The sequence below is a fragment of the Bosea beijingensis genome, from assembly GCF_030758975.1.
Lineage (GTDB): Bacteria > Pseudomonadota > Alphaproteobacteria > Rhizobiales > Beijerinckiaceae > Allobosea > Allobosea beijingensis.
In genome coordinates this window covers 857,238-883,519 of the sequence record NZ_CP132359.1, presented here as the reverse complement: position 1 = coordinate 883,519, position 26,282 = coordinate 857,238, and the positions used below count along the sequence as shown (strand labels likewise).

Annotated in this window: 24 protein-coding genes; 19 read left to right on the top strand and 5 right to left on the bottom strand. The window is 66.8% G+C overall.

Annotated elements, in window-relative coordinates:
- Nucleotides 1–7 precede the first annotated feature (7 nt).
- From kduI to Q9235_RS04305, 3 genes are read left to right on the top strand one after another with little or no spacing between them, the layout of a single operon-like run.
- A complete protein-coding gene (gene kduI, locus Q9235_RS04315; RefSeq protein ID WP_306225551.1) occupies nucleotides 8–844 on the top strand; it encodes a 5-dehydro-4-deoxy-D-glucuronate isomerase in 837 nt (278 codons plus the stop codon).
- Nucleotides 844–1,614: a 2-dehydro-3-deoxy-D-gluconate 5-dehydrogenase KduD gene (kduD, locus tag Q9235_RS04310; RefSeq protein ID WP_306225550.1), complete on the top strand. Its 771-nt coding sequence runs from the start codon at nucleotides 844–846 to the stop codon at nucleotides 1,612–1,614. The genes kduI and kduD overlap by 1 nt, the downstream gene beginning before the upstream one ends.
- 12 nt (nucleotides 1,615–1,626) lie before the next feature.
- Nucleotides 1,627–1,971 (top strand): cupin domain-containing protein, encoded by a 345-nt coding sequence (locus tag Q9235_RS04305; protein WP_306225549.1) that lies wholly within the window; start codon nucleotides 1,627–1,629, stop codon nucleotides 1,969–1,971.
- 140 nt (nucleotides 1,972–2,111) lie between these two features.
- Here Q9235_RS04305 and Q9235_RS04300 read toward each other — a convergent pair whose 3' ends face one another.
- Nucleotides 2,112–3,005 carry a LysR family transcriptional regulator gene (locus Q9235_RS04300; RefSeq protein ID WP_306225548.1) on the bottom strand — a complete coding sequence of 298 codons (894 nt, stop codon included), beginning with the start codon at nucleotides 3,003–3,005 and terminating at the stop codon, nucleotides 2,112–2,114.
- Nucleotides 3,006–3,153: 148 nt separating this feature from the next.
- Between Q9235_RS04300 and Q9235_RS04295 the strand changes: the two genes are divergently transcribed.
- From Q9235_RS04295 to Q9235_RS04260, 8 genes are all read left to right on the top strand, one after another.
- Nucleotides 3,154–4,194, top strand: coding sequence for an ABC transporter substrate-binding protein (locus tag Q9235_RS04295; RefSeq protein WP_306225547.1), 1,041 nt, complete (start codon nucleotides 3,154–3,156; stop codon nucleotides 4,192–4,194).
- A gap of 49 nt (nucleotides 4,195–4,243) precedes the next feature.
- Nucleotides 4,244–5,377 carry an ABC transporter ATP-binding protein gene (locus Q9235_RS04290; protein WP_306225546.1) on the top strand — a complete coding sequence of 378 codons (1,134 nt, stop codon included), beginning with the start codon at nucleotides 4,244–4,246 and terminating at the stop codon, nucleotides 5,375–5,377.
- Nucleotides 5,374–7,089 carry an ABC transporter permease gene (locus Q9235_RS04285; RefSeq protein WP_306225545.1) on the top strand — a complete coding sequence of 572 codons (1,716 nt, stop codon included), beginning with the start codon at nucleotides 5,374–5,376 and terminating at the stop codon, nucleotides 7,087–7,089. Before Q9235_RS04290 ends, Q9235_RS04285 begins: the two co-directional genes overlap by 4 nt.
- A gap of 11 nt (nucleotides 7,090–7,100) precedes the next feature.
- Entirely contained in the window at nucleotides 7,101–7,859 is a 759-nt protein-coding gene (locus Q9235_RS04280) for a hypothetical protein (protein ID WP_306225544.1), read from the top strand.
- A gap of 28 nt (nucleotides 7,860–7,887) precedes the next feature.
- Nucleotides 7,888–8,940 carry an extracellular solute-binding protein gene (locus Q9235_RS04275; RefSeq protein WP_306225543.1) on the top strand — a complete coding sequence of 351 codons (1,053 nt, stop codon included), beginning with the start codon at nucleotides 7,888–7,890 and terminating at the stop codon, nucleotides 8,938–8,940.
- 58 nt (nucleotides 8,941–8,998) lie between these two features.
- Complete coding sequence (locus Q9235_RS04270) at nucleotides 8,999–9,658, top strand: RraA family protein (protein ID WP_306225542.1); 660 nt, start codon at nucleotides 8,999–9,001, stop codon at nucleotides 9,656–9,658.
- Between the two features lie 403 nt (nucleotides 9,659–10,061).
- Complete coding sequence (locus Q9235_RS04265) at nucleotides 10,062–10,376, top strand: GNAT family N-acetyltransferase (protein WP_306225541.1); 315 nt, start codon at nucleotides 10,062–10,064, stop codon at nucleotides 10,374–10,376.
- A 104-nt stretch (nucleotides 10,377–10,480) separates the two neighbouring features.
- Nucleotides 10,481–10,669, top strand: coding sequence for a DUF3008 family protein (locus Q9235_RS04260; protein ID WP_306228113.1), 189 nt, complete (start codon nucleotides 10,481–10,483; stop codon nucleotides 10,667–10,669).
- Between the two features lie 118 nt (nucleotides 10,670–10,787).
- Here the strand turns inward: Q9235_RS04260 and Q9235_RS04255 are convergent, their stop codons facing one another.
- The 4 genes from Q9235_RS04255 to kynU form a co-directional block, all read right to left on the bottom strand.
- Nucleotides 10,788–11,831: an amino acid ABC transporter permease gene (locus tag Q9235_RS04255; protein WP_306225540.1), complete on the bottom strand. Its 1,044-nt coding sequence runs from the start codon at nucleotides 11,829–11,831 to the stop codon at nucleotides 10,788–10,790.
- Nucleotides 11,828–13,003 (bottom strand): amino acid ABC transporter permease, encoded by a 1,176-nt coding sequence (locus Q9235_RS04250; protein WP_306225539.1) that lies wholly within the window; start codon nucleotides 13,001–13,003, stop codon nucleotides 11,828–11,830. Before Q9235_RS04250 ends, Q9235_RS04255 begins: the two co-directional genes overlap by 4 nt.
- A gap of 1 nt (nucleotide 13,004) precedes the next feature.
- Nucleotides 13,005–14,036 (bottom strand): amino acid ABC transporter substrate-binding protein, encoded by a 1,032-nt coding sequence (locus Q9235_RS04245; protein ID WP_306225538.1) that lies wholly within the window; start codon nucleotides 14,034–14,036, stop codon nucleotides 13,005–13,007.
- Nucleotides 14,037–14,147: 111 nt separating this feature from the next.
- Nucleotides 14,148–15,410, bottom strand: coding sequence for a kynureninase (gene kynU / locus Q9235_RS04240; protein WP_306225537.1), 1,263 nt, complete (start codon nucleotides 15,408–15,410; stop codon nucleotides 14,148–14,150).
- A 143-nt stretch (nucleotides 15,411–15,553) separates the two neighbouring features.
- Between kynU and Q9235_RS04235 the strand changes: the two genes are divergently transcribed.
- The 8 genes from Q9235_RS04235 to Q9235_RS04200 all read left to right on the top strand — a co-directional run bounded on the left by Q9235_RS04235 (nucleotide 15,554) and on the right by Q9235_RS04200 (nucleotide 26,183).
- A complete protein-coding gene (locus Q9235_RS04235) occupies nucleotides 15,554–16,291 on the top strand; it encodes a GntR family transcriptional regulator (protein ID WP_306225536.1) in 738 nt (245 codons plus the stop codon).
- 74 nt (nucleotides 16,292–16,365) lie between these two features.
- Nucleotides 16,366–18,057 (top strand): amidohydrolase, encoded by a 1,692-nt coding sequence (locus Q9235_RS04230; protein ID WP_306225535.1) that lies wholly within the window; start codon nucleotides 16,366–16,368, stop codon nucleotides 18,055–18,057.
- A gap of 11 nt (nucleotides 18,058–18,068) precedes the next feature.
- A complete protein-coding gene (locus Q9235_RS04225) occupies nucleotides 18,069–18,941 on the top strand; it encodes an alpha/beta hydrolase (protein ID WP_306225534.1) in 873 nt (290 codons plus the stop codon).
- Between the two features lie 332 nt (nucleotides 18,942–19,273).
- Nucleotides 19,274–21,028, top strand: a complete 1,755-nt coding sequence (locus tag Q9235_RS04220; protein ID WP_306225533.1) for an ABC transporter ATP-binding protein — start codon at nucleotides 19,274–19,276, stop codon at nucleotides 21,026–21,028.
- Between the two features lie 189 nt (nucleotides 21,029–21,217).
- Nucleotides 21,218–22,597, top strand: a complete 1,380-nt coding sequence (locus Q9235_RS04215) for an L-serine ammonia-lyase (RefSeq protein WP_306225532.1) — start codon at nucleotides 21,218–21,220, stop codon at nucleotides 22,595–22,597.
- Between the two features lie 79 nt (nucleotides 22,598–22,676).
- Entirely contained in the window at nucleotides 22,677–23,723 is a 1,047-nt protein-coding gene (ltaE, locus tag Q9235_RS04210; protein ID WP_306225531.1) for a low-specificity L-threonine aldolase, read from the top strand.
- 158 nt (nucleotides 23,724–23,881) lie between these two features.
- Nucleotides 23,882–25,066: a MalY/PatB family protein gene (locus Q9235_RS04205; protein WP_306225530.1), complete on the top strand. Its 1,185-nt coding sequence runs from the start codon at nucleotides 23,882–23,884 to the stop codon at nucleotides 25,064–25,066.
- A 103-nt stretch (nucleotides 25,067–25,169) separates the two neighbouring features.
- Nucleotides 25,170–26,183, top strand: a complete 1,014-nt coding sequence (locus Q9235_RS04200) for an amino acid ABC transporter substrate-binding protein (RefSeq protein ID WP_306225529.1) — start codon at nucleotides 25,170–25,172, stop codon at nucleotides 26,181–26,183.
- Nucleotides 26,184–26,282 lie beyond the last annotated feature (99 nt).

Genomic DNA, 26,282 nt, shown 5'->3' with positions numbered 1-26,282 from the left:
ACCGATCATGACCATCGAGATTCGCCAGGTTTCGCACCCCGAGGCCGTCAAGTGCTTCGACACGGCGGAGCTCAGGCGCCACTTCCTGATCGAGACGCTGTTCGCCGCCGGCGAGGTCAAGCTGACCTACAGCCATCTCGACCGCGTCATCGTCGGCGGCGCCATGCCGACGGCAAGCGCGATCGCGCTGCCGACGCCGAAAGCGGTCGGCACCGATGCCTTCCTGAAGCGCCGCGAACTCGGCATCGTCAATGTCGGTGGCCCCGGCAAGGTCTCGGTCGGCGGCCAAGGCTATGCTCTGGCCAAGCGCGATGCGCTCTATGTCGGCAAGGAAGCCGGCGAGGTCTTCTTCGCCAGCGACGATGCGGGCAATCCAGCCAAGTTCTACCTGCTCTCGACCCCGGCCCATGCGGTGCATCCGACCAAGATCATCCGGGAGGCTGATGCCAAAACGCTGGCGCTCGGCGAGCAGGCGACCGCCAACAAGCGCGTCATCCGCCAGTACATCATCCCCGGAATCTGCGAGACCAGCCAGCTCGTGATGGGCGTGACCACGCTGGACGAGGGCAGCGTCTGGAACACCATGCCGGCGCATGTCCATGACCGACGCTGCGAGATCTATCTCTATTTCGACGTGCCTGCAGACGCCCGCGTCTTTCATTTGATGGGCGAGCCGCAGGAGACCCGCCATCTCGTCGTCGCCAACGAGCAGGCAATCCTCTCGCCCGGCTGGTCGATCCATTCCGGTGTCGGGACGAAGGCCTATTCCTTCATCTGGGGCATGGGTGGCGACAATGTCGACTACACCGACATGGACATGGTCGCGACCGGAGACCTGCGTTGATGGCCGCTCCCTTCGATCTGACCGGCCGGACCGCCATCGTCACCGGGGCCAATACGGGCCTCGGTCAGGCGATCGCGGTCGCGCTCGCTGAGGCCGGCGCCGGCATCGTCGCAGTCGGCCGCTCCAGCATGGCCGAGACCAAGGCGCTGGTCGCAGCGACCGGCAAGCCCTTCCATGAGGTCGCCGCCGATCTCGCGACCGTGGAGCCGATCGCGCGCATCGTGGAAGAGGCCGCCGCCGCCGCAGAAGCCGATGGCTCACGCCTCGGCATCCTCGTTAACAATGCCGGCATCATCCGCCGCGCCGACGCGATCGACTTCACCGAGGCCGACTGGGACGCGGTGATGGACGTCAACCTGAAATCGACCTTCTTCCTGACGCAAGGCGTGGCCAGACGCATGCTCGCCGACGGCAAGGGCGGCAAGGTCATCAACATCGCTTCGCTGCTCTCCTTCCAGGGCGGCATCCGCATTCCCTCCTACACCGCTTCCAAGAGCGGGCTGGCGGGGCTGACGCGTCTGCTCGCCTGCGAATGGGCAGGCAGAGGCATCAACGTCAACGCCATCGCGCCGGGCTATTTCGTGACGAACAATACCGAGGCCCTGCGCGCCGATCCCGCCCGCAACGAGGCGATTCTCGCCCGCATTCCGGCCGGGCACTGGGGCAAGCCGCAGGAGATCGGCGGGGCGGCCGTGTTCCTCGCCTCCGCCGCCGCCGCTTACATCCACGGCGTGGTGCTGCCGGTCGATGGCGGCTGGCTCGCGCGCTGAGGGAGACTCGACATGGACCGCAAGAACGAGCCTTTCGCCCATGATGCCGACCTCGCCTGGGAGCCGGCCGGCGAAGGCGTGACGCGCAAGATCCTGACCTATCGCGACGAGGTCATGATGGTGCGGGTGCGCTTCGAGGCCGGCGCGGTCGGCCCGGCCCACAGCCACCCACATATCCAGTGCTCGCTGGTCGAGAGCGGCGCCTTCGACATCACCATCTCCGGCCGCACGGAACGTCTCGTCGCCGGCGACAGCTTCACCGTTCCGCCCGATGCGATCCATGGAGCCGTCAATATCGAGGCTGGAACGCTTGTCGACGTCTTCACGCCCATGCGCCAGGACTTTGTGAAGGCATAAGACCTCTGTCGCCGGCAGAACGATCGCTTTCGAGTGAGCAGGCTGGGAAAGCTATCCTGAACGACGGAGGTGGCTATGAAGCTGGCGCCCTAGCTTTGGGGTGGCAAGCCAAATAGGCCTGTGCTGGCCGCTTCCAGATGCTATTGCGCCAATTCGCGCACCGCCCGCGTCACGATGCTTCTCAACTCGGCGACCACCTTCGGAAAGCGCACGTTCGCTCCCTCGTCCAGCACCAGCTCGCGCTGGATGGTCGGCTTCACGATCTTCGCGCCCTGGAAGCGGCCGTTGTCCATATCCGACTTGATCGATCCGTAGCCGAGAATGCCCGGAGCGAACGCGTCCCGGATCAGGCTCTTGAGCGTCGGGAAGCCTTCCACCTCGGCCTCGATCCGGATGGTCAGCCCGTGCTTCTCCGCAGCCTCCTCGACCAGTTCGCGCACGACATGCCCGCGCGGCGGCAGAAGAAGCCGGTGCTGCAGCACATCGGCAAGTGCGATGGTCGGCTTTCTCAGGTCGATCAGGTTTGGCCGTGCGAAGACATAGAGATCCTCGAACAGGATCGATTGCGACGAAGCGGCCCCGCGCTCGCGCAGGTTCACGGCGAGATCGAGGCTGCCGTCGTCGACGCCCTTGCGCAGATAGAGGCTGGTGCCTTCGCTGAGCTGCAACTGGATGCCCGGGAAGCGCTCCTTGCATTCCCGCGCGATCCGCGACGCCACCGCGGGGGCGATCGAGGCCAGGAACCCGATGGTGACGATCCCCGTCGGCTGGCTCTTGCGCTCGCGCATCGCCAGCTCGGTCGCACGCATGGCTTCCATCACGCGCTTGGCATGCGCGAGCAGCACGATGCCGGCATCGGTCGGCACGACGCCGTCGGGGCGCCGATGCAGGAGGCGCTCGCCCACCGTCTTTTCGAGTTCGGCGATGTGATAGGTCAGGACAGGCTGGGTCACGAACGACGCATTGGCGCCGCCCGTCAGCGAGCCCTTTTCGCAGGCATTGATGAAATAGGTCAGCCGTCGGCTGTCGAGCATCCGGAAGTCCTCGTGTCTGGCTCGATGCTATAGAAAATTTGAATGCCTTGCGCAAAAATTTGAATTCGCTTTTCTATATCACCTGCCTCAGGCTGCCTCCAAAATCAGTCAAGCGCGACCAAGCGCGCAGGTGGAGGAAATGCCCGAGATGAAGACCGTAGCCTTCCTGCGCGCCGTTCTGGTCGCATCCATCGCCGCGCTCCTTCCGCTCGGTGCCGTGTCTCCGGTGGCGGCCCAGGCGGAGGTCCCGGCGGAGGTCATCGCCGCCGCCAAGGCGGAGGGCAAGCTCACGATCTACACCTCGGCCGTCGATGCCGAGATGCAGGAGATCGCCGGCCAGTTCGAGAAGGCCTATCCCGGCATCAAGATGGAATGGCTGCGCTTCCCGTCGACGACGCTGTTCACCCGCTTCGTCGGCGAGCAGAACGCCAAGATCTACACCGCCGACGTGCTGTTCTCCGGCTCGACGCAGCTCTACCAGCAGCAGCCTGAATTGTTCCGGCCGCTGACGCCGGAGCTGGTGCCGAACGTCAAGGCGCTGCGCGTGCCTGCCAAGAACGGCAACTATGCCGTGGCCGAGATCGTGCCTCATGCCGTCAGCTACAATTCCGGCCTGGTCTCCAAGGCGGATATCGAAAAGCACCTGAAGAGCTGGGCCGGCCTCGCCGATCCGCGCTGGAAGGGCAAGATCGCGCTGGTCGATCCGAAGATATCGACCAATGTCGTGTCCTGGCTGATCAACATGCGCGAGACCTATGGCGAGGCCTGGGTCAAGGGCGTGATCGCCAACCAGTTCAAGGTCGTCGGCACCGGCACCTCGGGTGCGCAGCAGGTCGCGGCCGGCGCCTTCCAGATCGTGGTGCCGACGGTGCAGAGCCACAGTGCCGACGTCCGGGCGCAAGGCGCGCCGCTCGTCGTCTACACGCCGGAAGGGCCGTCGCACGGCCTCGAGCAGGGGCTCGCCATTCCCGCCAACGCACCGCATCCCAACGCCGCCCGCCTCTATGCCAACTGGAAGCTCGGCCGGGACAGCGCGGCGCTGATCTGCAAGAATCTCGGCGTCCCCAATGTCGAGCCGCCGGCCGGCACCCAGTGCGCCGCGCTCTCGCCCCAGCATGTCGGCTCGAACGATACGCTGAACGCCGAGCAGCAGCGCGAGATCATGGCGCAGTTCGGGCTCAAGCCCTGATCCCTGTCCCGACCCGACCCAGCTTCCGCAGGACAGGTTTCGCGCGCCGATGACCGACCGCATCCAGATCACCAACGTCACCAAGCGCTATCGGCGGGCGGGCGGCGCAACGATCACGCCCGTCGACAATATCAGCCTCGCCGTTGCGCAGAACGAACTCGTCGTGCTGCTCGGCCCCAGCGGCTGCGGCAAGACCACGCTGCTGCGCTGCGTTGCCGGGCTGGAGACGCCGGACGAGGGCGAGATCGTCATCGACGGGCGGGTCGTGTTCTCCTCCGCCAAGGGCATCTTTGTGCCGCCCGACCAGCGCCGGCTCAGCATGATCTTCCAGTCCTATGCGCTGTGGCCGCATATGACGGTGGCGCAGAATGTCGGCTACCCGCTGGAGGGCCGGAAGCTCCCGCCGGCAGAAATCTCGCGGCGCGTCAGCGAGGCGCTGGAGCTTGTCGGCGTAGGCGGGCTCGAGCAGCAGTTTCCGGGCCGGATCAGCGGCGGGCAGCAGCAGCGCGTGGCGCTGGCGCGCGCGCTCGTCTCCAATTCCTCGGTCGTGCTGTTCGACGAGCCGCTCTCCAATGTCGATGCGCAGGTCCGCAACCAGCTCCGCTTCGAACTGAAGCGGATGCAGCGGCAGATCGGCTTCTCCGGCCTCTATGTGACACATGACCAGGCCGAGGCGATGGAGCTCGGCCATCGCGTCGCCGTGCTCCAGTCCGGCCGGATCGCGGCGCTCGACACGCCGCGGCGCGTCTATGAGGAGCCGGCCAATCACTACGTCGCGAATTTCGTCGGCGTCAGCAATTTCCTCGACGGTCAAGTCCGCTCCGTCGCCGATGGAAGGACGGTGGTCGAGACCCGTTTCGGCCTGTTCGAGACAGGCGCGCTGGAGCAGTCCTTCGCGCCGGGCTCGGCGGTCGAGCTCGTGCTGCGGCCGGAGAAGATCACTCTCGATGCCGTGGCTCCGTCAGGGGAGACGCGGAACACGGTTCCGGTGCGGGTCGAGGCGCAGCTCTTCTCGGGCGCCTATACCGAATATGTCGTCAGCGCCGGGGACCAGGTCTTCCGCGTCTGGTCGCATGACGACACGCTGCGCGGTTTCGCCGAGGGCGATGCCGCCTGGCTGTCGATCAAGCCGGCCGCCCTGCGCCTGATCCGGCATCCCGAGACGGCGGGAGCCAAGTCGTGACGATCCAGGACCGCACCGGCATGGACGAGGGCAGGGCGGGTCTGCCTCGGATTCTGCAGCCGCTCAACCTGCTGACCGGGCTCTGTTTCGCGGCGCTTGCCCTGCTGATCGTCTTCCCGCTCGGGCGGATGTTCCTCAGCACGCTCCTGCCTGGCGGCGTGCCCAATGTCGCGGCAGTATCCTCATTGCTGGAGCAGCCCTGGCTGCTGCCGGTGCTCGGCAACACCCTGATCGCGGTCGGCATCAGCACGGTGCTGGCGGTGGCGGTCGGGGCGATCTTCGCCTGGCTGAACGAGCGCACGGATGCCAGCCTCGGCATCTTCGGCACGATCCTTCCGGTGATCCCGCTGTTGCTGCCCAGCGTGGCGCTGACGATCGGCTGGGTCTTCATCGCCGCGCCGAATGTCGGCCTGATGAACGGCGTGCTCAACTGGCTGCTCGGCCCGGAGGTCTTCCAGGTCAATATCTACACCTGGTTCGGGCTGATCTGGGTCTACACGATCCATGGCGTGCCTTACGCCTACCTGGTCGTCTCGGCCGCCATCAAGAACCTCGATCCGGCACTGGAGGAGGCCTCGCGCATCAGCGGCGCCGGCATTCTGCGCACGCTGTTCCGGGTCTCTCTGCCGGCGATCATGCCGGCTCTGGCCGGCTCATGCCTGCTCGTCGTGATTTCCGGCCTCGGCACCTATTCGATCCCGGCGATCATCGCGACCACCGCCGAGATCAGCGTGCTGCCGACGCAGATCGTGCATCTCCTGGTCAAGGACTACCCGCCGAAGCTGGCCGATGCGCAATTGCTCGGCCTGATCATGCTGATGGTCGTGTTCGGCTTCTGGTTCCTGCAGAAGAAGATTTCCTCCTCAGGCCATTTCGTCACGGTCGGCGGGCGGGCCGGCGGGGGCTCGCTGCTGCCGCTCGGCCGGTGGCGCCTGCCGGCGCGGGTCCTGATGTGGCTCTACATCGCCATGGCCTCAGTGCTGCCGATGGCTGCACTTCTGCTGGTCGCGGTCCAGCGCTTCTGGTCGCCGGTCATCGACCCCTCGAAATTCACGCTCTTCCATTTCGAGCAGGTGCTCTTCGTCAACCGGGTGACTTTCGCTTCGTTCCGCAACAGCCTGCTGCTTGCCGGCACCGGCGCGACCATCGCGATGTTCATCGCGATCCTGACTGCGATCTACGCCTCCTTCCGCGGCGGCATCACCGGCAAGGTCGTCGATCTCGTCATCAAGTCGCCGGCGACCATCCCCAACCTCGTGATCTCGCTGGCCTTCCTGATCACCTTCAGCGGCGCGCCGTTCTTCCTGTCGAGCACGCTGACCATCCTGCTGATCGCCTTCATCGTGATGTACATCCCGCCGGGATCGATCGCGGCCGCCTCGGCGCTCACCCAGGTCGGAACCGACCTGCGCGAAGCCTCCTATATCGCCGGGGCCGGCGAGGGGCGGACGATCCGCCGGATCGTCTTCCCGATCGCGCTGTCGGGCTTCGCGGCGGGCTGGACGCTGGTCTTCGTCCATATGATGGGCGACCTCTCGGCCTCGGCCCTGCTCGCGGGCGTCGGCACGCCGGTCATCGGCTTCGCCATCCTGACGATCTGGGAAACCGGCAGCTTCGGCCTGCTCGCTGCCTTCTCGACCATCATGTGCCTGCTCAACGCCATCGTCGTCGGCGCGATGATGCTGTTCGTGCGCTCGCGCTCCTGGCGGTGAGGACGATGACGATGCACGACACTGTCAACACGATCGAAGCGGCGGCTTCCGCCTTGTCGCAGGCCATCGCAGGCGGGATGCGGCTGGCCGCGTTGCCCGGTCCCGGGCCCGCTTCGGAAGCGCAAGCCTACGCGGTGCAGGATGCCATCATCCGGGCGGTCGGCACGCGCGGCGGCTGGAAGGTTTCGCCCTTGCGCGAGGGCAAGGCGCGCTGCTCGCCCATTCCGGCGCGCTTCTTCGTCGATGCGCCCGCGCAGTTCGATACGGGCTTCCTGGACGGCTGCCTCGCCGAGGTCGAGATCGCCGTCCGGTTCAGAGAGGACCCGCTGGGGCAGGGCCGGGCGCTGAGCCCGGCGAAGCTCGCCGATTGCATCGCCAGCGTGCATCCCGCGGTCGAGCTTCTTTCCAGCCGTTTCGCGGCTCCGGACAGCGCGCCCGATCTGCACCGCCTGGCCGACCTGCAAGGCTGCGTCGCCGTCATCCTCGGCGCCGCCACGACCGACTGGGCTGCGCTGGAATTCGCGGAGCTTCCCTTCGCGCTGGCTCTGGCGGGGCAGGAGGTGTCGCTCAAGGTCAATTCTCCCACGACCGAGCAGACGCTGGAGGCACTGTGCTGGCTCGCGGACCACGCCGCCGCGCGCGGCGCGCCGCTCAAGGCCGGAGACGTGGTGATCACCGGGGCCAGGCTCGGCCCCGTCAGCCTTCAGGGCGTCCGTGATTGCCGGGCGCGGATCGGGACGCTCGGCCCGGTCGCGCTCTCGGCGCGCTGACGAAACACAAGCAAAGACGGGATCGATCATGCGCAGGACGGGATGGGTCGGAAAGCTGCGGCTGGTACTGGCAGCCACGGTGGGAACGATGGTCCTCGCGGGAGCGCTCTCGGCGGCGAAGGCGCAGGCCCCGCTGGAGGGCGTCGCGCTTGAAGCCGCGGCGAAGGCCGAGGGCAAGCTCACGCTCTACACGTCGTCGGTCGATGCCGAGACGCAGGAGATCGTGAAGAGCTTCGAGGCGCGCTATCCCGGCATCAAGATCGAATGGCTGCGTTTCCCCTCGACGACGCTGTTCACGCGCTTCGTCGGCGAGAGCGAGCAGAAGACCCATCACGCCGACGTGCTCTATTCCGGCTCGTCGCAGCTCTACCAGTTGCGCCCCGAGCTGTTCCAGAAGCTGACACCGGAGCTGGTGCCGAACATCACCAGGGTGATCGTGCCGGCGAAGAACCCGAACTATGTCGTCGGCGAGGTGCTGCCGCATATCGTCGCCTATAACAGCACGACCGTCTCGGCGGCGGATATCAGCACTCATCTGAAGAGCTGGAAGGACCTGGCCGATCCGCGCTGGAAGGGCAAGATCGCCATGGTCGATCCCAAGATCTCGACCAACATGGTCTCCTGGCTGATGCTGATGCGCCAGACCTATGGCGAGGACTGGGTCAAGGGCTTCACCGCCAACCAGTTCAAGGTCGTCACCGGCGGCCCGTCAGGCGCGCAGCAGGTCGCGGCCGGCGCCTTCCAGATGGTGGTGCCGAGCGTCATCAACCATTCGACCGACATTCGCGCGCAGGGCGCGCCGATCACGCTCTACAGCCCGGAAGGCCCGACCCATGGCCTCGAAATGGCGATGGGACTACCGCTGACGGCGCCGCATCCCAATGCCGCGCGGCTCTACGTCAACTGGAAGCTCGGGCACGATGCGGCGGTGCTGCTCTGCAAGATGGGCGGCGTTCCCAATGTCCCGGCGCCGACCGAACTGCCCTGTCCGACCATGTCGCCGCGCCATGTCGGCTCCAACGACATGATCACGCCCGAGCAGCAGAAGGACGTGCTGACCGCTTACGGCATCAGGCCCTGAGCCCGGGCGCCTGGCACCCAATCCCGACATCACCCTTACTCTCGAAGGAAGCTGCATCATGGCCGAATTGATCAAGAATCCGTCCGCCCCGCAGGTCGACCCAAAGGTCATCGCGCGGATCCGCGGGATCGCGATCGCGCTCCTTAGCGACAACCTGCACCGCAACCGCGGCAGCGTGGGCCTGAGGCCTTATCACAAGCCCGCGCCGATGGCTGGCACGGCTGTGACCGTCCGGACTCGCGGCGGCGACAATCTCGCGGCATTGCGCGCCTATGATTTCTGCCGGCCGGGCGACGTCATGGTGATCGATGCCGGCGGCGACCTGACCAACGCCGTCTTCGGCGGGATCATGGCTTTCGGCGGGGAGACGATGGGGCTGGGCGGCATGGTCGTCGACGGTGCCATCCGCGATGTGGCCGAGATCGCGGCGCGCGAGTTCCCAGTCTATGCCCGCGGTGTCAACCATCGCGGCCCCTACAAAGACGGGCCGGGTGAGATCAACGTCCCCGTCACGATAGGCGGCATGGTGGTGCGCCCTGGCGACATCATCGTCGGCGACCAGGATGGACTGCTCGCCTTCCCGCCGGAGCTCGCCGAAGCGACGATCACGGCTGCGCTCGCCCAGCATGCCAAGGAAGAGGCGACGATCCAGGCGATCCGAGACGGGAAATGGGACCGTTCTTTTGTCGACGCGCTGGAAGCGCGCTGCATGAATTGAGCGTCCGCAGGCTCACCCTTTGGGGCGAGACCATGAGCGAAGAAGAACGCCTCGGGCTTTTGTGGCCGGCCGGAAAACCCGGCCGTCGGAAAGTCCGAGGCGGCAGGACGTGTAAGCAGGCAGAGAGCCAAGGGCGCGGGCGCCTTCACCGTCACCATGATACGCCCGTCGCTCGTCTGATGCGCCAGAGGCAGCCTTGAGCCTCCGCCGGCAAGCGGACATCGGAGAATAGCGGTAGGTTCAGGGCTGCGCCGTCGCCGGCTCGTCACTTCGCACAACCGCCGTTTCAAGATTTTCGCCTGCGCGAATTGCTCGACCTCGCTCAATTCGAGCCGGCGAACGGGAACCTGCTGCCGGCCGGCGTGTTCGATTCGCTATCAGTTCCATCGCGATAGGACACGCCATGCCGGCGCTCGACCAATCGGAATGGGCGGTCGCCGACCGTCCTGCCGCCAATCGTTTCGTCATGAGCTTTCCGGGCGGCGAAGCCTTTGCAGTCTACCGCAAGCTCGACGCATACATTGTCGTATCCCATACCGAGGTGCCGGCGGCGTTTCGCGGGCGCGGCATCGGCGAGCGCCTTGTCGAAGGGGTCTTCCGCCTTGCGCGCGAGCGAGGGCAAAGCATCGTGCCCGCTTGCAGCTTCGTCGCCGACTGGGCCCGTCGCCATCCCGAGTTCCATGACGTTCTGGCAGCCAGCGACGGAGCGAGGCGATGATCGACCACGTCTCCGTCGGCACCAGCGATATCGCGCGTGCTGTTTGATCCGGACGGCAACAAGATCGAAGCCGTAACCCGTTCATCCCAGTGAAGGAGGACGCCATGCCTGCAAAATCAGCCGCACAGCAGAAGGCCGCAGGCGCCGCCCTGGCGGCCAAGCGCGGCGACATGAAGAAAAGCAAGCTCAAGGGCGCATCGAAATCTATGGAGAAGTCGATGAGCGAGACCGAGCTGGAGAAAATGGCTTCGACCAAGCGCAAGGGAAAGCCGGAGCACGCTTCCAGGCACTGACCGCGTATGCGCGGAGGCCGGACTGGCCGCCGCAGAGTAGCGCGATGACCGCACGTTTTGAGCCGCCCGACGCCGGGCGGGATCGAGGCGATGACGCCGCGGCCCGATCATGGCGATCCTAGCCTCTGGATCGCAGGCGCCTCTCCAGCGCACGGGCGTAATGCGAGATGAACAGGCAGAACGCGACATAGAGCAGGGCGACGAAGAGATAGGCTTCGAGCGAGAAGCTGCGCCATTGCGGATCGCCCAGCGCCTGCTTGGTCGCGAGCAGGAGGTCGGTCAGGCCGACGATACCCACCAGCGACGTATCCTTGAACAGGCCGATGAACAGGTTGGCGATCGCGGGAATGGCAAGGCGCAGCGCCTGCGGCACGACGATCAGCAGCGATCTCTGCCAGTAGCCGAGCCCGAGCGCCTTGGCCGCCTGCTCCTGTCCGGCCGGAACGGCCTGCAGGCCGCCGCGAATGGCCTCAGCCAGATAGGCCGCGCTGAACAAGGTGATCGCGATCAGGGCGCGCAGCAGCGCGTCGACCTGCAGCTTCCCAGGCAGGAAGAGCGGGATCATGAACGACGCCATGAACAGCACGCTGACCAGCGGCACGCCGCGCACCATCTCGATGAAGACGACGCAGATGCCCCTGATGACGCCAAGCTCGGAGCGCCGCCCGAGCGCCAGCCCGATCGCGATCGGGAAGGCGCCGATGATGCCGCCCACGGCCAGGAACACCGTCAGCGGCAGCCCGCCCCACAGATCGGTCGGCACGAGGTTGAGGCCGAGCACGCCGCCCCGCATCAGCACGATCACGGCGACGATGCCCGCCAGCCCGCCGGCGACGACGCTGCGCCAGCCGAAGCGCAGCGAGGAGCCCGCCAGCACCAGGGCGACGGTGAGCAGCAAGGCGAGGAGAGGGCGCCACTGCTCCTCGAACGGGTAGCGGCCGAACAGGACCAGCCGGAGCTTCTCGTGGATGAAGGCCCAGCAGGCGCCGCCCGCCGCGCGGCAGGCGGCGGGAGACGCCGCCCACCAGGTCGCGTCCCACACGGCCCAGCGCAGCAGCGCGGGCAGATAGGCGGAGAACAGGCCGAGCATCGCCAGGGTCAGGAGCGTGTTGCCGACGCTGCCGAACAGCCGCGCGCGCAGGGACAGCGCCGCGGCGTTCATGACGCCCCTTTCAGTGCGACGCGGGCATTGTACCAGTTCATGAAGGCCGAGATCGCGAGGCTCAGCGCCAGATACACGCACATCAGGATCGCGATCACCTCGACCGCCTGACCGGTCTGGTTGATGATCGTGTTGCCGATCGACATCAGGTCGGGATAGCCGATCGCGATGGCGAGCGAAGTGTTCTTGGCCAGGTTGAGATATTGGCTGGCGAGCGGCGGCACCGCGACCTTCATTGCCTGCGGGATCACCACGAGGCGCAAGCTCTGCCCCCGGCTCAGGGCGAGCGCGGCGGCCGCTTCCAGTTGGCCGCGGCCGACCGAGAGGATGCCGGCACGCAGGATCTCGCCGATGAAGGCGGCGTTGTAGAGCGACAGCCCGATCAACAATGCGGTCAGCTCCGGCGTGATCATGCCGCCGCCGGAGAAGCCGAAACGGGTCGGCCGCGGCACGTCGAAGGAGATCGTCGCGGCGTGTTCGAGCGCAACGGCGGCGATCGGCAGCGCGAGCAGCAGCAATCCCGGCCAGAGCCGCGCCGGCATGCCGGTCCGCTCGGCCCTGCGGCGAGCCCAGAAGCCGTGCCCGGCGAAGGCGAGGGCGCCGGCGAACACGGCCGCCAGGAGCGGCCCGGCGCCGTGCTGGAGCACCGGGAAATGCAGCCCGCTCTTGGCGAGATAGACACCGGGAAGTAGCTGCGGCGCGGCCGAGGCCGCCGGCAGCATCTGGGTCAGAACCGCGTACCAGAGATAGAGCTGCAGCAGCAGCGGCGTGTTGCGGACGAGCTCGACATAGAGCCGGGCCAGAGGGCTGACCAGCGGGTTGCGCGACAGGCTGGCGATGCCGACGACGAAGCCGGCGAGCGTCGACAGCACGATGCCAAGCGAAGCGACCACGAGCGTGTTGAGCAGGCCGACCAGCAGCGCCCGCCCGAAGCTGGCGCTCGGGCTCCAGGCGATGAAGCTCTGGCCGATCTCGAAGCCGGCAGCCTGCCAGAGGAAGCCGAAGCCCGTGCGGATCGAGCGCGCCTCGAGATTGCCGACGAGGTTCGTGGCGAGGAAGGCGATGGTGCCGGCGAGCAAAGCCAGCACGATCACCTGCGTCGCCAGCGCCCGGAAGCCCGGATCGGACCAGCCTCTCGCCGCTCTCACCGGCGAGACCGCGACGGCGCTCATCTCAGCGGACGGGCATGGCGTACATCAGCCCGCCCTTCGTCCAGAGCGCGTTTGAATTGCGCTCCATCCGCAGCGGTGTCTTGGGGCCGACATTGCGCTCGAAGATCTCGCCGTAATTGCCGACGCGCTTGACCGCGCGATAGGCCCAGCCCGGATCGAGCCCGAGCCTCTGGCCCATGTCGCCGGCCGTGCCGAGCAGGCGCTTGATCTCGGGGTTCTGGCTGTCCTTCATCTGGTCGACATTGGCGGCGGTGATGCCCTTCTCCTCCGCCTCGATCAGCGCCATCATCACCCACTTGGCGGCGGTGTACCAATCGAGGTCGTTGCGGGCGACGATCGGGCCGAGCGGCTCCTTCGAGATCATTTCGGGCAGGATCTGCCATTCGTCGGGGTTCGGTGCGTCCGAGGCGCGGACCGAGGAGAGATAGGACATGTCGGCCGAGAAGGCCTGGCAGCGGCCGCTGAAGAAGGCGGCGCGCGCCTCGTTCTGGGCCTCGAACACGACCGGCTTGAACGTCTTGCCGTTGGCGCGGAAATAATCGGCGAGGTTGAGCTCGCTCGTCGTGCCTGTCGCCGTGCAGATGCTGGCGCCGTCGAGCTCCAGCGCGCTCTTCAGGCCAAGCGATTTCGGCACCAGGAAGCCCTGGCCGTCATAGAAATAGACGCCGGCATAGATGAGGCCGAGGGAGGCATCGCGCGTCAGCGTCCAGGTCGCGACGGTGGTGAGCATGTCGATCTCGCCCGATTGCAGGGCGGTGAAACGCTGCTGCGGGCTGAGCGGGACGAATTTCTCCTTCGCCGCGTCTCCCAGCACCGCCGCCGAGACGGCCCGGCAGAAATCCGTCGTCAGCCCGGTCCAGCGGCCTGAGCTGTCGGCGATCGAGAAGCCGCCGATGCCGGTGCTGACGCCACACACGACCTCGCCGCGCTTGCGGACGGCGTCGAGCGTCGGCCCGGCCTCGGCCGGCGCGGAAAAGGTCGCGGCGATCGCCAGCGCGGCGGCGGCCAATCCCGACTTGAATGGAAACGTCATGAGCTCCTCCCCTGGAACGCCCGTTCGACGCTGCGAGCTGTCGCGGGCTTGTCTCGTCCCGATCGGCGCGGCTTCAGGCGCTTCGCCGGCCGCGCTCTTGTCCGGCCGCCGTCAGGTGACGGCGCGGCGTTTCGTGAAGCGCTCGTCGCGCCAGATCCCCGATGTCATCACGTCGTTGAAGGCTTCCGCCGCGGCCTCGGCGTCGGCATAGCCGAGATAGGCCGGCGCGAAGCCGAAGCGCATCATGTCCGGCGCCCGGAAATCGCCGACCACGCCGCGCGCGATCAGGGCCTGGACCACGGCGAAGCCATGCTCGAAGGTGATCGAGACCTGGCTGCCGCGGGCGGCGTGATCGCGCGGCGTGACGATGCTGGCGCCATGAACCCGGCAGACCGGCTCGACCAGCTCCATGAACAGATCGGTGAGGCCGAGGCTCTTGGCTCTGAGCGCGGTCATCTCGACATCCTCGATCGCCGCCAACCCGGCATCTACGACCCGCATGGACAGGATCGGCTGCGTGCCGCAGAGCAGGCGCTGGATGCCGCCGGCCGGCCGATAGCCGCGCTCGAAAGCGAAGGGCGCGGCATGGCCCCACCAGCCGGAGAGCGGCTGCGACAGGGCCTCATGGTGCCGCGTGGCAGCATAGATGAAGGCCGGCGCGCCCGGGCCGCAATTCAGGTATTTGTAGGTGCAGCCGATCGCGAGATCGGCGCCGGAACCGTCGAGATCGACCGGTACGACGCCGGCGCTGTGACAGAGATCCCAGACCGCGACCGCGCCCCTGGCGTGGATCAGCCGGTTGAGCGCTGCCATGTCGCGCAATTCGCCGGTCTTGTAGTCGACATGGTTGACCAGCACGACCGCGGTGCGTTCGTCGATCAGGTCCTCGATCTTCTCGGCATCGACGCCTTCGAGCTTCAGCTCCACATCGGGCCGGCCGGCAGCCACGCCCTCGGCGACATAGAGATCGGTCGGGAAACTGCCGCCCTCGGCGACGATCACGTTGCGATCGGGCCGCAGCGCGAGCGCAGCGTGCAGCGCCTTGTAGACGTTCACCGAGACGGAATCGCACACCACCGTCTGGCCGCTGCCAGAACCGATCAGGCGGCCCAGGCGATCGCCCAGCGTGCCGACGAGCGCGAACCAGCCGGCATCGTTCCAGCTCCGCACCAACCCTTCCGCCCATTCCCGGCGCAGCGCGGTTTCCATGTCGCCGAAGGCGGCGACCGGCGCCGGACCGAGCGAATTGCCGGCGAGGTAGATCGTGCCTTCCGGCAGATGGAAGCGAGCCCGCAGATGCCGCAACGGATCGGCCGCATCCCGCCGCGCCCCCTCGGAAGCGCTGCCCGCGTTGTCCAGCGATGCCAAGCTCATCCCGCCTCCGCTCATGATCGATATCGCGCCATCTGGAGTGTCGGGGCAGATCATTTCGGCCATTATCGAAGATGTCAATTGATATATATAATTTTGCCAAGGCGGATGGATTATATATAGTCGCCTCATCGCATGAGGGGTCCATGGACGAAGTCGAGATCGCCACCAAGACCGAGTCCGCCTACCGCACGCTGCGCCAGGACATCCTGGAGACGCGACTGCGCCCGGGCGCCCCGCTGAAGCTTGGCGCGATGCGCGAGGCCTATGGAATCGGCTGGACACCGCTGCGCGAGGCGCTGTCGCGCCTGGAAGCCGAGCGGCTGGTCATGTCGAGCGCCAACAAGGGCTACACGGTCGCACCGGTCTCGCTGGAAGAACTCAGTGACCTGACCCGCGCCAGACGCCTGGTCGAGTTGCCGATGCTGGCCGAATCCATTGCCCGGGGCGACGAGGCCTGGGAGACGGCGCTGGTTGCCGCCCATTACCGGCTGTCGCGCTGCACGCCGCCCGTGGAGAATCCGGAGGAACTCGCCCTGACCGATTGGGAAGAGCGGCACGAGGCCTTCCATACCGCTCTGCTCGCCGCCAGCACGTCGCCCTGGCTGATGCGCTTCTACGTCCAGATCAAGGACCAGCTCCGGCGCCACCACCGCGTGCTCTCGATCGCGCCGGCCTTGTCGCATGCGCGCTCCGGCGCGCGATGGCAGGACAGCCCCGGTTTTGCCGCGCTGCGCGAGGCGCTGGCGCTCGAACCGCACACCGCCCTGATGAACGCGGCGCTGGATCGCGATGCCGACCACGCTGTCAGGCTCCTGGACGAGCATATCGAGTTCACCCGGAAGGTCTTCCTCGCCACGGATCTCGAAGGCGAGGCAACCTGACTCCCGCGCGCTGACGATACCTCCGAAGGCCGCTCGTCAAGGCCTCCGATCCTGAAAGTCGACAAGGACGCCCTATGCCTTCCGCCTTCCCCGACGCCGGCCCTTCGCTCGCGCTGATCAACGGCAAGGTTCTCGCTGAAGACGGGAGTTGCGAGGCGCTGGCGATCGCCGGAAATCGCATCGTCGCGCTCGGAACCTCGGCGGAGATTACGGCCCGTGCCTCCGCCGCGACCGAGATCATCGATCTCGCCGGCCGGACCGTGGTCCCCGGGCTGGTCGACGGCCATGCCCATCTCGACCGCGAAGGTCTCAAGAGCGTGCTGCCCTCGCTCGCCGATTGCCGCTCGATCGACGATATCGTCGCGCGCATCGCCGCGATCGCCCGCACCAGGAAGCCGGGCGAATGGATCATCACCATGCCGATCGGCATTCCGCCGAGCTATGAGGACGTGCTGGCGGGCATAGCCGAGCACCGTTTCCCGGACCGCCACGATCTCGACCGTGCTGCGCCCGACAACCCCGTCTATATCCGCTCGATCTGGGGCTATTGGCGCTCCACTCTCCCGCTCGTCTCGATCGCCAACAGCCGGGCCTTGCGGCTGGCCGGCATCGATGCCGCGACGGTGCCGCCGGCGCCCTCGATCGAGATCTGCCGCGATGCCGATGGCGAACCGAACGGCATCTTCGTCGAGACCAACAAGATGCCGGTGGTCGAGCACAGCCTGATGCACCGGGCGCCGCATTTCTCCGCCAGCGAACGGGCCGGCGCGCTCGCCGCCTCGATGACGCTCTACAACCGCGCCGGCGCGACCAGCGTTTTCGAGGGGCACGGCATCGCCGCCGAGGTGCTCGACGCCTATCGGCAGGTGCGCAGCGAGGGACGCCAGACCGTGCGCGCCTCGATGATCTTCAGCCCGGCCTGGCCTTCGACCTCTGCCGAGGATTGCCGCGCCCTGCTCAAGTCCTGGGGACACTGGCTCGCCGGCAAGGGGCTCGGCGACGCCTGGCTTGGCATGGCCGGCCTCTATGGCGAGATCGACGATTCCGTCGAGCGCGAGCTACGCAGCCGGGCGTTTCCGCAGACCGGCTGGGCCGGCTTCCATTACAATTCGTCGCTGCCGCGCGAGGCCCTGAAGGAGGTGCTGGTCGAGGCCGCGCGCAACGGCATCCGCGCGGTCGGCATCCTCCCCAACATGCTCGATCTCTTCGCCGAGGTGGACAAGATCGCCCCGATTGCGGGCCAGCGCTGGGTGCTCGGCCACGTCGTCAGCCTGACGCCGGACCAGGTGAAGCAGGTCGCGGGCCTCGGGCTGGCGGTGACCACCCACCTGACCGCCTATATCTACAAGCGCGGCAGCGAACTGGTCGAAAAGCTCGGGCGGGAGCGGGCCGGCGAGATCGTGCCGCTGCGCTCCCTGCGCGAGGCCGGCGTCCCGATCTCCTTCGGCAGCGACAACGCGCCGCTCAGCCTGTTCCAGTCGCTCTCGCTCGCGGTCGACCGGCGCGACCGCTTGGGTGCGGTGATCTCGCCCGAGCAAGCCCTGACGCGCGAGGAGGCGCTCGAGTGCGCCACGCTCGGCGGAGCGAAACTGACTTTCGAGGATGGCGAGAAGGGCAGCATCGCCACCGGCAAGCTCGCCGACCTCGCGGTGCTCTCGGCCGACCCGCTGCGATGCGCCCCGGACGAACTCGGCCGCATCGAGTCCGAGCTCACCATCGTCGATGGAGGCATCGTCTACCGGGCGCAAGCCGGGGCGGAGCGATGACGGAGCCAGCCATGACCGAACCGGCAGCACGCGTCTATCTCGACTACGATCAGGCGCGGCTCGACCTGAACTACAACCAGGTGGCCTGGGCGCCCAATGCCGAAGAGATCATCGCCTGGTATCGCAGCGCCAGCCTGGAGGCGCATCGCAGGCTCGCCTGCCGCCATCTCGCCTATGGCGAGGGGCCGGCCGAGCGCATCGACCTGTTCCCTGCGGCCTCGCAAGGCGCGCCTCTCGTCGTCTATGTCCACGGCGGCGCCTGGCGCATGCTCGACCGGATGGACAGCGCCTTCGCGGCGGAGGCTTTCGTCGGCACCGGCCTGAATTTCGCGGTGCTCGATTTCGCCAGCATTCCCGCTGCCCGCCTCCCCGAGATGGTGATGCAGGTTCAGCGTGGCATCCGCTGGCTCGTCGACCATGCGGAGGAACTCGGCTTCGATCGCCGCCGCCTGTTCGTGATCGGTCATTCCTCGGGCGCCCATCTCGTCTCGGCCGCGCTCACGGCCGACACGCCGCATCGCATCGAGCCTGGCCTGGTGGCCGGCGCCCTCTGCGCCAGCGGCGCCTATGATCTCGAAGGGCCTATGCTCAGCGCGCGCGGGAGCTATCTCGGGCTGATCGCGGCAGAGATCGAGACGTTCAGCCCCATCCGCCATGCCGAGCGGCTTGGGTGCCCTGTCCTCGTCGCTTATGGCGATGGCGAGACCGATGAATATCGACGCCACGCGGTGACGTTTCACGCCGCCTTGCGGAAGGTCGGGGCGACGAGCGCCCTGCTGCTCGCTCCAGGGCAGAACCACTTCGAAGTGAGTCGCACGCTCGCCTCACGCGATAGCGCGCTCTTCGCGGAGCTGATGAAGAACATGACGCTCGCGTTCGGTTAGCGGTCCGCGGTTTCTCCACCTGTTTGGCTGACCGCGAGTTCAAGCTGAATGGGCCCCGGGGGGCTGCACCCTGGTTCTTGCGACCATAGCGCTGGCCTTCGATCCCATCGCGCCTGCCCACCTGCTGCACCTCATGCGGCCATGGGGAACTTGGGCGCCGGCCGGCATTGAGTCTTTCGCCCGCCGGCCGATCGTGCGCCGGACGGCAGAACAGATGATGACGCCGCAGCAACTTGCCCGTATCTACGGCGGCGAGATGAGCATCGTTGCCCATCCCCAGACACGGCGCCCGATCGCTCTTCCAGCCTGAGAGCGATCCCGCGGAGACCGATATGGACGTGATCAAGCGGTTCGCCGCCTATTACCGGCCGCATCGCGGCCTCTTCCTGCTGGATTTCTGCAGCGCGGTCGCAGCCGGCCTGCTCGAACTCGCCTTTCCCGTCGCTGTCACGCTTTTCATCGACCGATTGTTGCCTACCGGCGAACTCGGCATGATCGGCCTCGCGGCTGCCGGCCTGTTCGTCGCCTATCTGATCAGCGCGAGCCTGCAGGTCATCGTGACCTATTGGGGCCATATGCTCGGCATCGGCATCGAGACCGAGATGCGGGCCAAGGCCTTCGACCATCTCCAGAAGCTCTCCTTCGGCTTCTTCGACAACCAGAAGACCGGCCATCTCGTGGCGCGACTGACAAAGGACCTGGAGGAGATCGGCGAGGTTGCCCATCACGGCCCTGAAGACCTCTTCATCGCGATCATGACGCTGATCGGCGCCTTCATGCTGATGACCTGGGTCCATCCCCAGCTCGCCATCGTCACCGCTCTCGTCGTGCCGCTCACCGCCTTCGTCACCATCCGCTACGGCAGCCGGATGACCACGAACTGGCATGCGCTCTATGGCCGGGTCGGTGATTTCAACGCCCGCATCGAGGAGAATGTTGGCGGCATCCGCGTCGTGCAGGCCTTCGCCAACGAGGACCACGAGCGACGGCTCTTCGCCGAAAGCAACCGGCATTACCGCGACACCAAGCTCGCGGCCTACAAGCTGATGGCCGCCTCGACCTCGCTGTCCTATCTCTCGATGCGCTTCGTACAGGTCGTGGTGATGCTGGCCGGCGGCTGGTTCGTCGTGCGCGGCGAATTGTCGGCGGGCGGCTTTGTCGGCTTCCTGCTGCTGGTCGGCGTGTTCTTCCGGCCGGTCGACAAGATCAACGCGGTGATCGAGAGCTATCCGAAGGGCATCGCCGGCTTCCAGCGCTATCTCGCCTTCCTGGCGACGCGTCCCGACGTCGCCGACCGGCCGGGTGCCCGCGAGGTCGAGCGCCTGCGCGGCGACATCGCCTATCGCGACCTGAAATTCGGCTACAGTGCGGGGCGGCCGATCTTCGACGGGCTGAACCTCGAGATCAGTGCTGGCGAGACGATCGCCTTCGTCGGCCCCTCCGGCGCCGGCAAGACCACGATCTGCTCGCTGCTGCCGCGCTTCTACGAGGTCACGGGCGGCGCGATCACGATCGACGGCATCGATATCCGCGACATGACGCTGAAATCGCTGCGCTCCAATATCGGCATCGTGCAGCAGGATGTGTTCCTGTTCGCCGGTACGATCCGCGACAACATCGCCTATGGCCGCCTCGGGGCGAGCGAGGAGGAGATCGTCGAGGCGGCCCGGCAGGCCAGGCTCGACGCTGTCATCGCAGCATTGCCCGACGGGCTCAACACGGTGATCGGCGAGCGCGGCGTCAAGCTCTCGGGCGGCCAGAAGCAGCGGCTCGCCATCGCCCGCATCTTCCTGAAGAACCCGCCGATCCTGATCCTCGACGAGGCGACTTCGGCGCTCGACACCGAGACCGAGAAGGCGATCCAGCTCTCGCTGGCGGAATTGTCGCGCGGCCGGACGACGCTGGTGATCGCGCACAGGCTCGCGACCATCGCCAATGCCGACCGGATCGTGGTGGTCGAGAACGGCGACGTCGTCGAGCAGGGCAGCCATGTCCAGCTTCTTGCCCGGCAGGGCGGGCGCTATCGCAGCCTGCATGCCGCGCAGTCCGGCATGCCCGGCGCGGTTTCCGGCAATGCCGTCGCCTGAGCGGAGCCGATCCGCAGCGCGACGGCATGGCGATCTCGGTCTGAGATTGCCTCCGAAACGTACAAGAATATGTTCAAGCAAGGTGGATACCGGTTCGCGCGAAGGAAATGGAATAAACAAGAACGTGGAGCGCTCCCGCCTTTCTGGGAAACGTGGAAGCGCTCCGGATCGGGTCCGGCAGGGGGCGGGATGTTTCTGAGCGTATTCGACGTGTTCAAGATCGGGATCGGCCCTTCGTCCTCGCATACGATGGGGCCGATGACGGCGGCGGGGCATTTTCTCGCATTGCTGCGCCAGTCTCCGTCGCGCGACCGGGCCGCAGCGGTGAAGGCGACGCTCTACGGCTCGCTCGCCTTCACCGGGAAGGGCCACGCCACGGACCGGGCGGTCGCGCTCGGCCTGCTCGGCTGGACGCCGGCCGCCTTCGATTTCGATGCGGCCGAGCGCCAGCTCGAAGAGCTCGGCCGCAGTCATCTGCTGCGCCATGACGGCCTGCCGCCGCTGGTCTTCGATCCCGCGGCCGATATCGTCTTCGACTACGGCCCGCCGCTGCCGGGCCATGCCAATGGCCTTGTCTTCACCGCCTGCGATTCCGACGCGGCCGCACTCCTGTCCGAGACCTATTATTCGATCGGCGGCGGCTTCGTGGTGACGGCGCAGGAGCGCGGGGCGCCGGCAGCCGCGGCGGAGGCCGCTTCCTGGCCCTATCCGTTCGCCAATGCGGCGGCGATGCTGCGCATGGCCAAGGAGAGCGGGCTGTCGATCGCCGAGATGAAACGCGCCAACGAGATCCATCGTCTGTCGCCGGAAGAGGTCGACAGCGGTCTCGGCCGGCTCTGGTCGGTGATGAATGACTGCATCGAGCGCGGCCTGGGCCAGGAGGGCGAATTGCCCGGCGGCTTGCGCGTGCGGCGCAGGGCCGCGCGCATCCACCGGCAGCTTGAGGCCGAGAAGCTGGCCAATCGCTCGCAGCCTCATGCCACGACGGACTGGCTCAGCGTCTATGCGATGGCGGTGAACGAGGAGAACGCCGCCGGCGGCCGGGTGGTGACCTCGCCGACCAACGGCGCGGCCGGCGTCGTGCCTGCCGTGCTGCGCTATTATCTCGACCATTGCGTCGGAGCGGAGCCCGAGAAGGTCGCCGATTTCCTGCTGACGGCCGCGGCGATCGGCGGGTTGATCAAGCATAATGCCTCGATCTCCGGGGCCGAGGCCGGTTGCCAGGGCGAGGTCGGCTCGGCCGCTGCGATGGCGGCGGCAGGGCTCTGCGCCGTGCTCGGCGGCACGCCCGCCCAGATCGAGAACGCCGCCGAGATCGCGCTCGAGCACCATCTCGGCATGACCTGCGATCCTGCGGCGGGGCTGGTTCAGGTGCCCTGCATCGAGCGCAATGGCATCGGCGCGATCAAGGCCGTCGCGGCCGCCTCGCTGGCGCTGCGCGGCGACGGCTCGCATTTCATGCCGCTGGACAACTGCATCGAGGCGATGCGCCAGACCGGCGAGGCCATGAACGAGCGTTTCAAGGAGACCAGCCTGGGCGGGCTCGCGGTCAACCTGCCGGAATGCTGAGCCCTTCCCCTCAATTTTGCATGATGAGCCGGGCGAGCACCCGATAGGGTGGACGCTCAGCCCTGTAAGGATCGGATCGATGATCGTGGATGACTTCCGCTCGGATACGGTGACGCGCCCCGGCGAGGGGATGCGTGCCGCCATGGCGGCGGCTGAGGTCGGCGACGCCGTTTACGACGATTGCCCGACGACGAAGCGGCTGGAAGCCATGACAGCCGAGCGGCTCGGCAAGGAGGCGGCCCTGTTCTTTCCGACCGGCACGCAGGCGAACCTCGCGGGTATGATGGCTCATTGCGGTCGCGGCGAGGAGTATATCGTCGGGCAGATGGCTCATACTTATCGGCTGGAGGGCGGCGGCGCGGCCGTGCTGGGCTCGATCCAGCCGCAGCCCTTGCCGAACGAGGCGGATGGCACGATCGCGCTCGACGCCATCGCCAACGCGATCAAGCCGAACGATTTCCATTTCGCGATGACGCGCCTGCTGGCGCTGGAGAACACCTTCAACGGTCAGGTCCTGCCCGATGCCTATCTGGAAGCCGCGACCGGGCTCGCCCGCTCGCGCGGCCTTGCCACCCATCTCGACGGCGCCCGCCTGATGAACGCCGCCGCAGCGAGCAACCGCGATGCGGCCTGGATCGCCGGCCAGTTCGACACGGTTTCGTTGTGCCTGTCGAAGGGGCTGGGCGCGCCCGTCGGCTCCATCCTCGTCGGCCCCCGGGATTTCATCGAAAAGAGCCGCCGCATCCGCAAGATGCTCGGCGGCGGCATGCGCCAGACCGGCGTGATCGCGGCGGCCGCGATCTACGCGCTGGAGCATAACGTCTCCCGGCTCGGCGAGGATCATCGGCGCGCCGCGGCGCTGGCCGAGGTGCTGGCCCGTTTTCCGGAGCTCGGGGCAGGGCCGGCCCGCACCAACATGGTGTTCATGTCGCCGAAGGCGCTCGACACCGCAGCCTTCGCCGGCTTCCTGCGCGAGCGTGGGATCGCCGTCAGCGGGCGCTACGGCACGCTGCGCTGGGTAACCCATCTCGATGTGAGCGACGCCTCCGTCTCGCGCGTTGCGGAAGCCTGCGAAAGCTTCTTCGACAGCAAGCCGGCATCGGCGGGAGCGAAGCTGCACGCCTGAAGCGGCCTGACGCAGGCTGCTTGCAACGTCGTCCGGCGCCCTCCGGCGTTGGCGACGAATGCACGCGTCGTGCGCCAGCATTGCGCCCGGCAACGGCTGTGTTCTCCCGAGAGACCTGCTAGGGGAAGGATATTCTCCGTGTTAGCCGGCAGGGGCCCATGCAGCTTTCCCATAATTTCGACGAGCGGATCGATCGCCGCGGCACCCATTCGGCCAAATGGGACAAGATGGAAACCGTCTATGGCGTCTCGGCGGATAGCGGCATCGCGATGTGGGTGGCCGACATGGATTTCCGTCCGCCGGCCTGCGTGCAGCACGCCCTCGACGGCATGAATGCCCACGGCATCTACGGCTATTTCGGCGATGACCGCGCTTATCTCGCTGCGATCCGCTGGTGGATGCAGAGCCGCCACGGCTGGGAGGTCTCGCCGGATTCGGTCTTCACTACGCATGGCCTGGTCAACGGCACCGCGCTTTGCGTCGAGGCCTATACCAAGCCCGGCGACGGCGTCGTCCTGATGACGCCGGTCTACCACGCTTTCGCGCGCATCGTGACCGCGTCTGGTCGGAACGTCGTCGAGTGCCCGCTGGCGCTGGAGCAGGGCCGCTACGTCCTCGACGTCCCCGCCTGGGACGCCGCGATGACCGGCAAGGAGCGCATGCTCATCCTCTGCTCGCCGCATAATCCGGGCGGGCGCGTCTGGACGCGCGACGAGTTGCGGGCCATTGCCGATTTCTGCAAGCGCCATGACCTCATCCTGGTCTCGGACGAGATCCACCACGACCTGGTCATGCCCGGGCACAAGCATATGGTGATGCCGGTCGCCGCGCCCGAGATCATGGACCGCCTGGTCATGATGACGGCGACGACCAAGACCTTCAACATCGCGGGCGCCCATATCGGCAATGTGATCATCCCCGACGAACGGCTGCGGACGCTGTTCCGCGGGCGCATGGACGCGCTCGGCATCTCGCCGAATTCCTTCGGCATGGCGATGGCGACCGCCGCCTACAGCCCCGAGGGCGCGGCCTGGGTCGATGCGCTCAACCTCTATCTCGATGGCAATCGCCGCATCTTCGATGCCGGGATCAACGCGATTCCGGGCGTGCGCTCGATGCCGCTTGAATCGACCTATCTCGCCTGGGCGGACTTTTCGGGCACGGGCATGGACCCGGCCGAGTTCACCGCGCGCGTCGAGAAGCAGGCAAAGATCGCCGTCAATCATGGCCCGACCTTCGGCGAGGGCGGCGAGAGCTTCCTGCGCTTCAACCTGGCGACGCCGCGCGATGTCGTTTCGGAGGCGGTCGAGCGCCTGAAGCTTGCCTTCGCCGACCTGCAATGAGCGGGCGAGGCGACCTTTGGTAAGGAAAGGCTCGCGCTGCCGATTGACGGGAGCGGGGCCGCGTGGAACATCGTCAGCACTACCGTAATATGGGGATCGAACAATGAAGTTGACCTTGGCGCTTGCCGCTGCCGCCGTTTGCGCCGTTTCGGTTTCGGCCGAAGCGCAGACCCTGAAGACGATCCAGTCGCGCGGTGTCCTGAACTGTGGCACCGGTGCCAATCTGGCCGGCTTTGCGGTTCCGGACGCGAATGGCGTCCTGACCGGCATCAATGCCGACTATTGCCGGGCGCTGGCCGCGGCCGTCTTTGGCGACAAGTCCAAGGTGAAATTCATCCAGCTTCCCTCGAAGGACCGGATCACCGCGCTCCAGTCCGGCGAGACCGATCTCATCGCCGCCACCACGACCTGGACCATGAGCCGCGACACCACGCTCGGCCAGAACTTCCGCGCGACCTATTACTATGACGGCCAGGGCTTCATGGTGAAGAAGTCGCTGAACATCAAATCGGCGAAGGAACTCAGCGGCGCCTCGATCTGCATCCAGCAGGGCACCACGACCGAGCTCAACACCGCGGATTATTTCCGCAAGAACAACATGAAGTTCGAGCCGGTGACCTTCGCCACCAACAACGAGGCGACCGAGGCCTATGAGAGCGGCCGCTGCGACGCCTTCACCACCGACGCGTCCGGCCTCTATTCCGAGCGCATGCGCTTCAAGGCCCCGGCGGATCACATCGTGCTGCCGGAGACGATCTCGAAGGAGCCGCTCGGCTACGTCACCCGCCATGGCGACGACCAGTGGTTCGACATCGTCACCTGGGTCCATTTCGCCCAGATCACGGCCGAGGAGCTCGGCGTGACCCAGGCGAATGTCGACGAGATGCGCGAGAAGTCGGACAATCCCGAGATCAAGCGCCTGCTCGGCAAGGAAGGCACCTTCGGCGAGGCGCTCGGCCTCAAGAACGATTGGGCCTATAACGCCATCAAGGCCGTCGGAAATTACGGCGAGATGTTCGAGCGCAACCTCGGCCAGGGCTCGCTCCTCAAGATCGCCCGCGGTCAGAATGCGCTCTGGACCAATGGCGGCCTGCAATACGCTGCGCCGATCCGCTGATCGCGACGCCATCCGGCCGATGGAATAGGGAGGGCCCGGCTGCGACGAGCAGCCGGGCCCTTCTTCATTCGGCCAAGCGTGCGGCGCTTGCCGGCAATC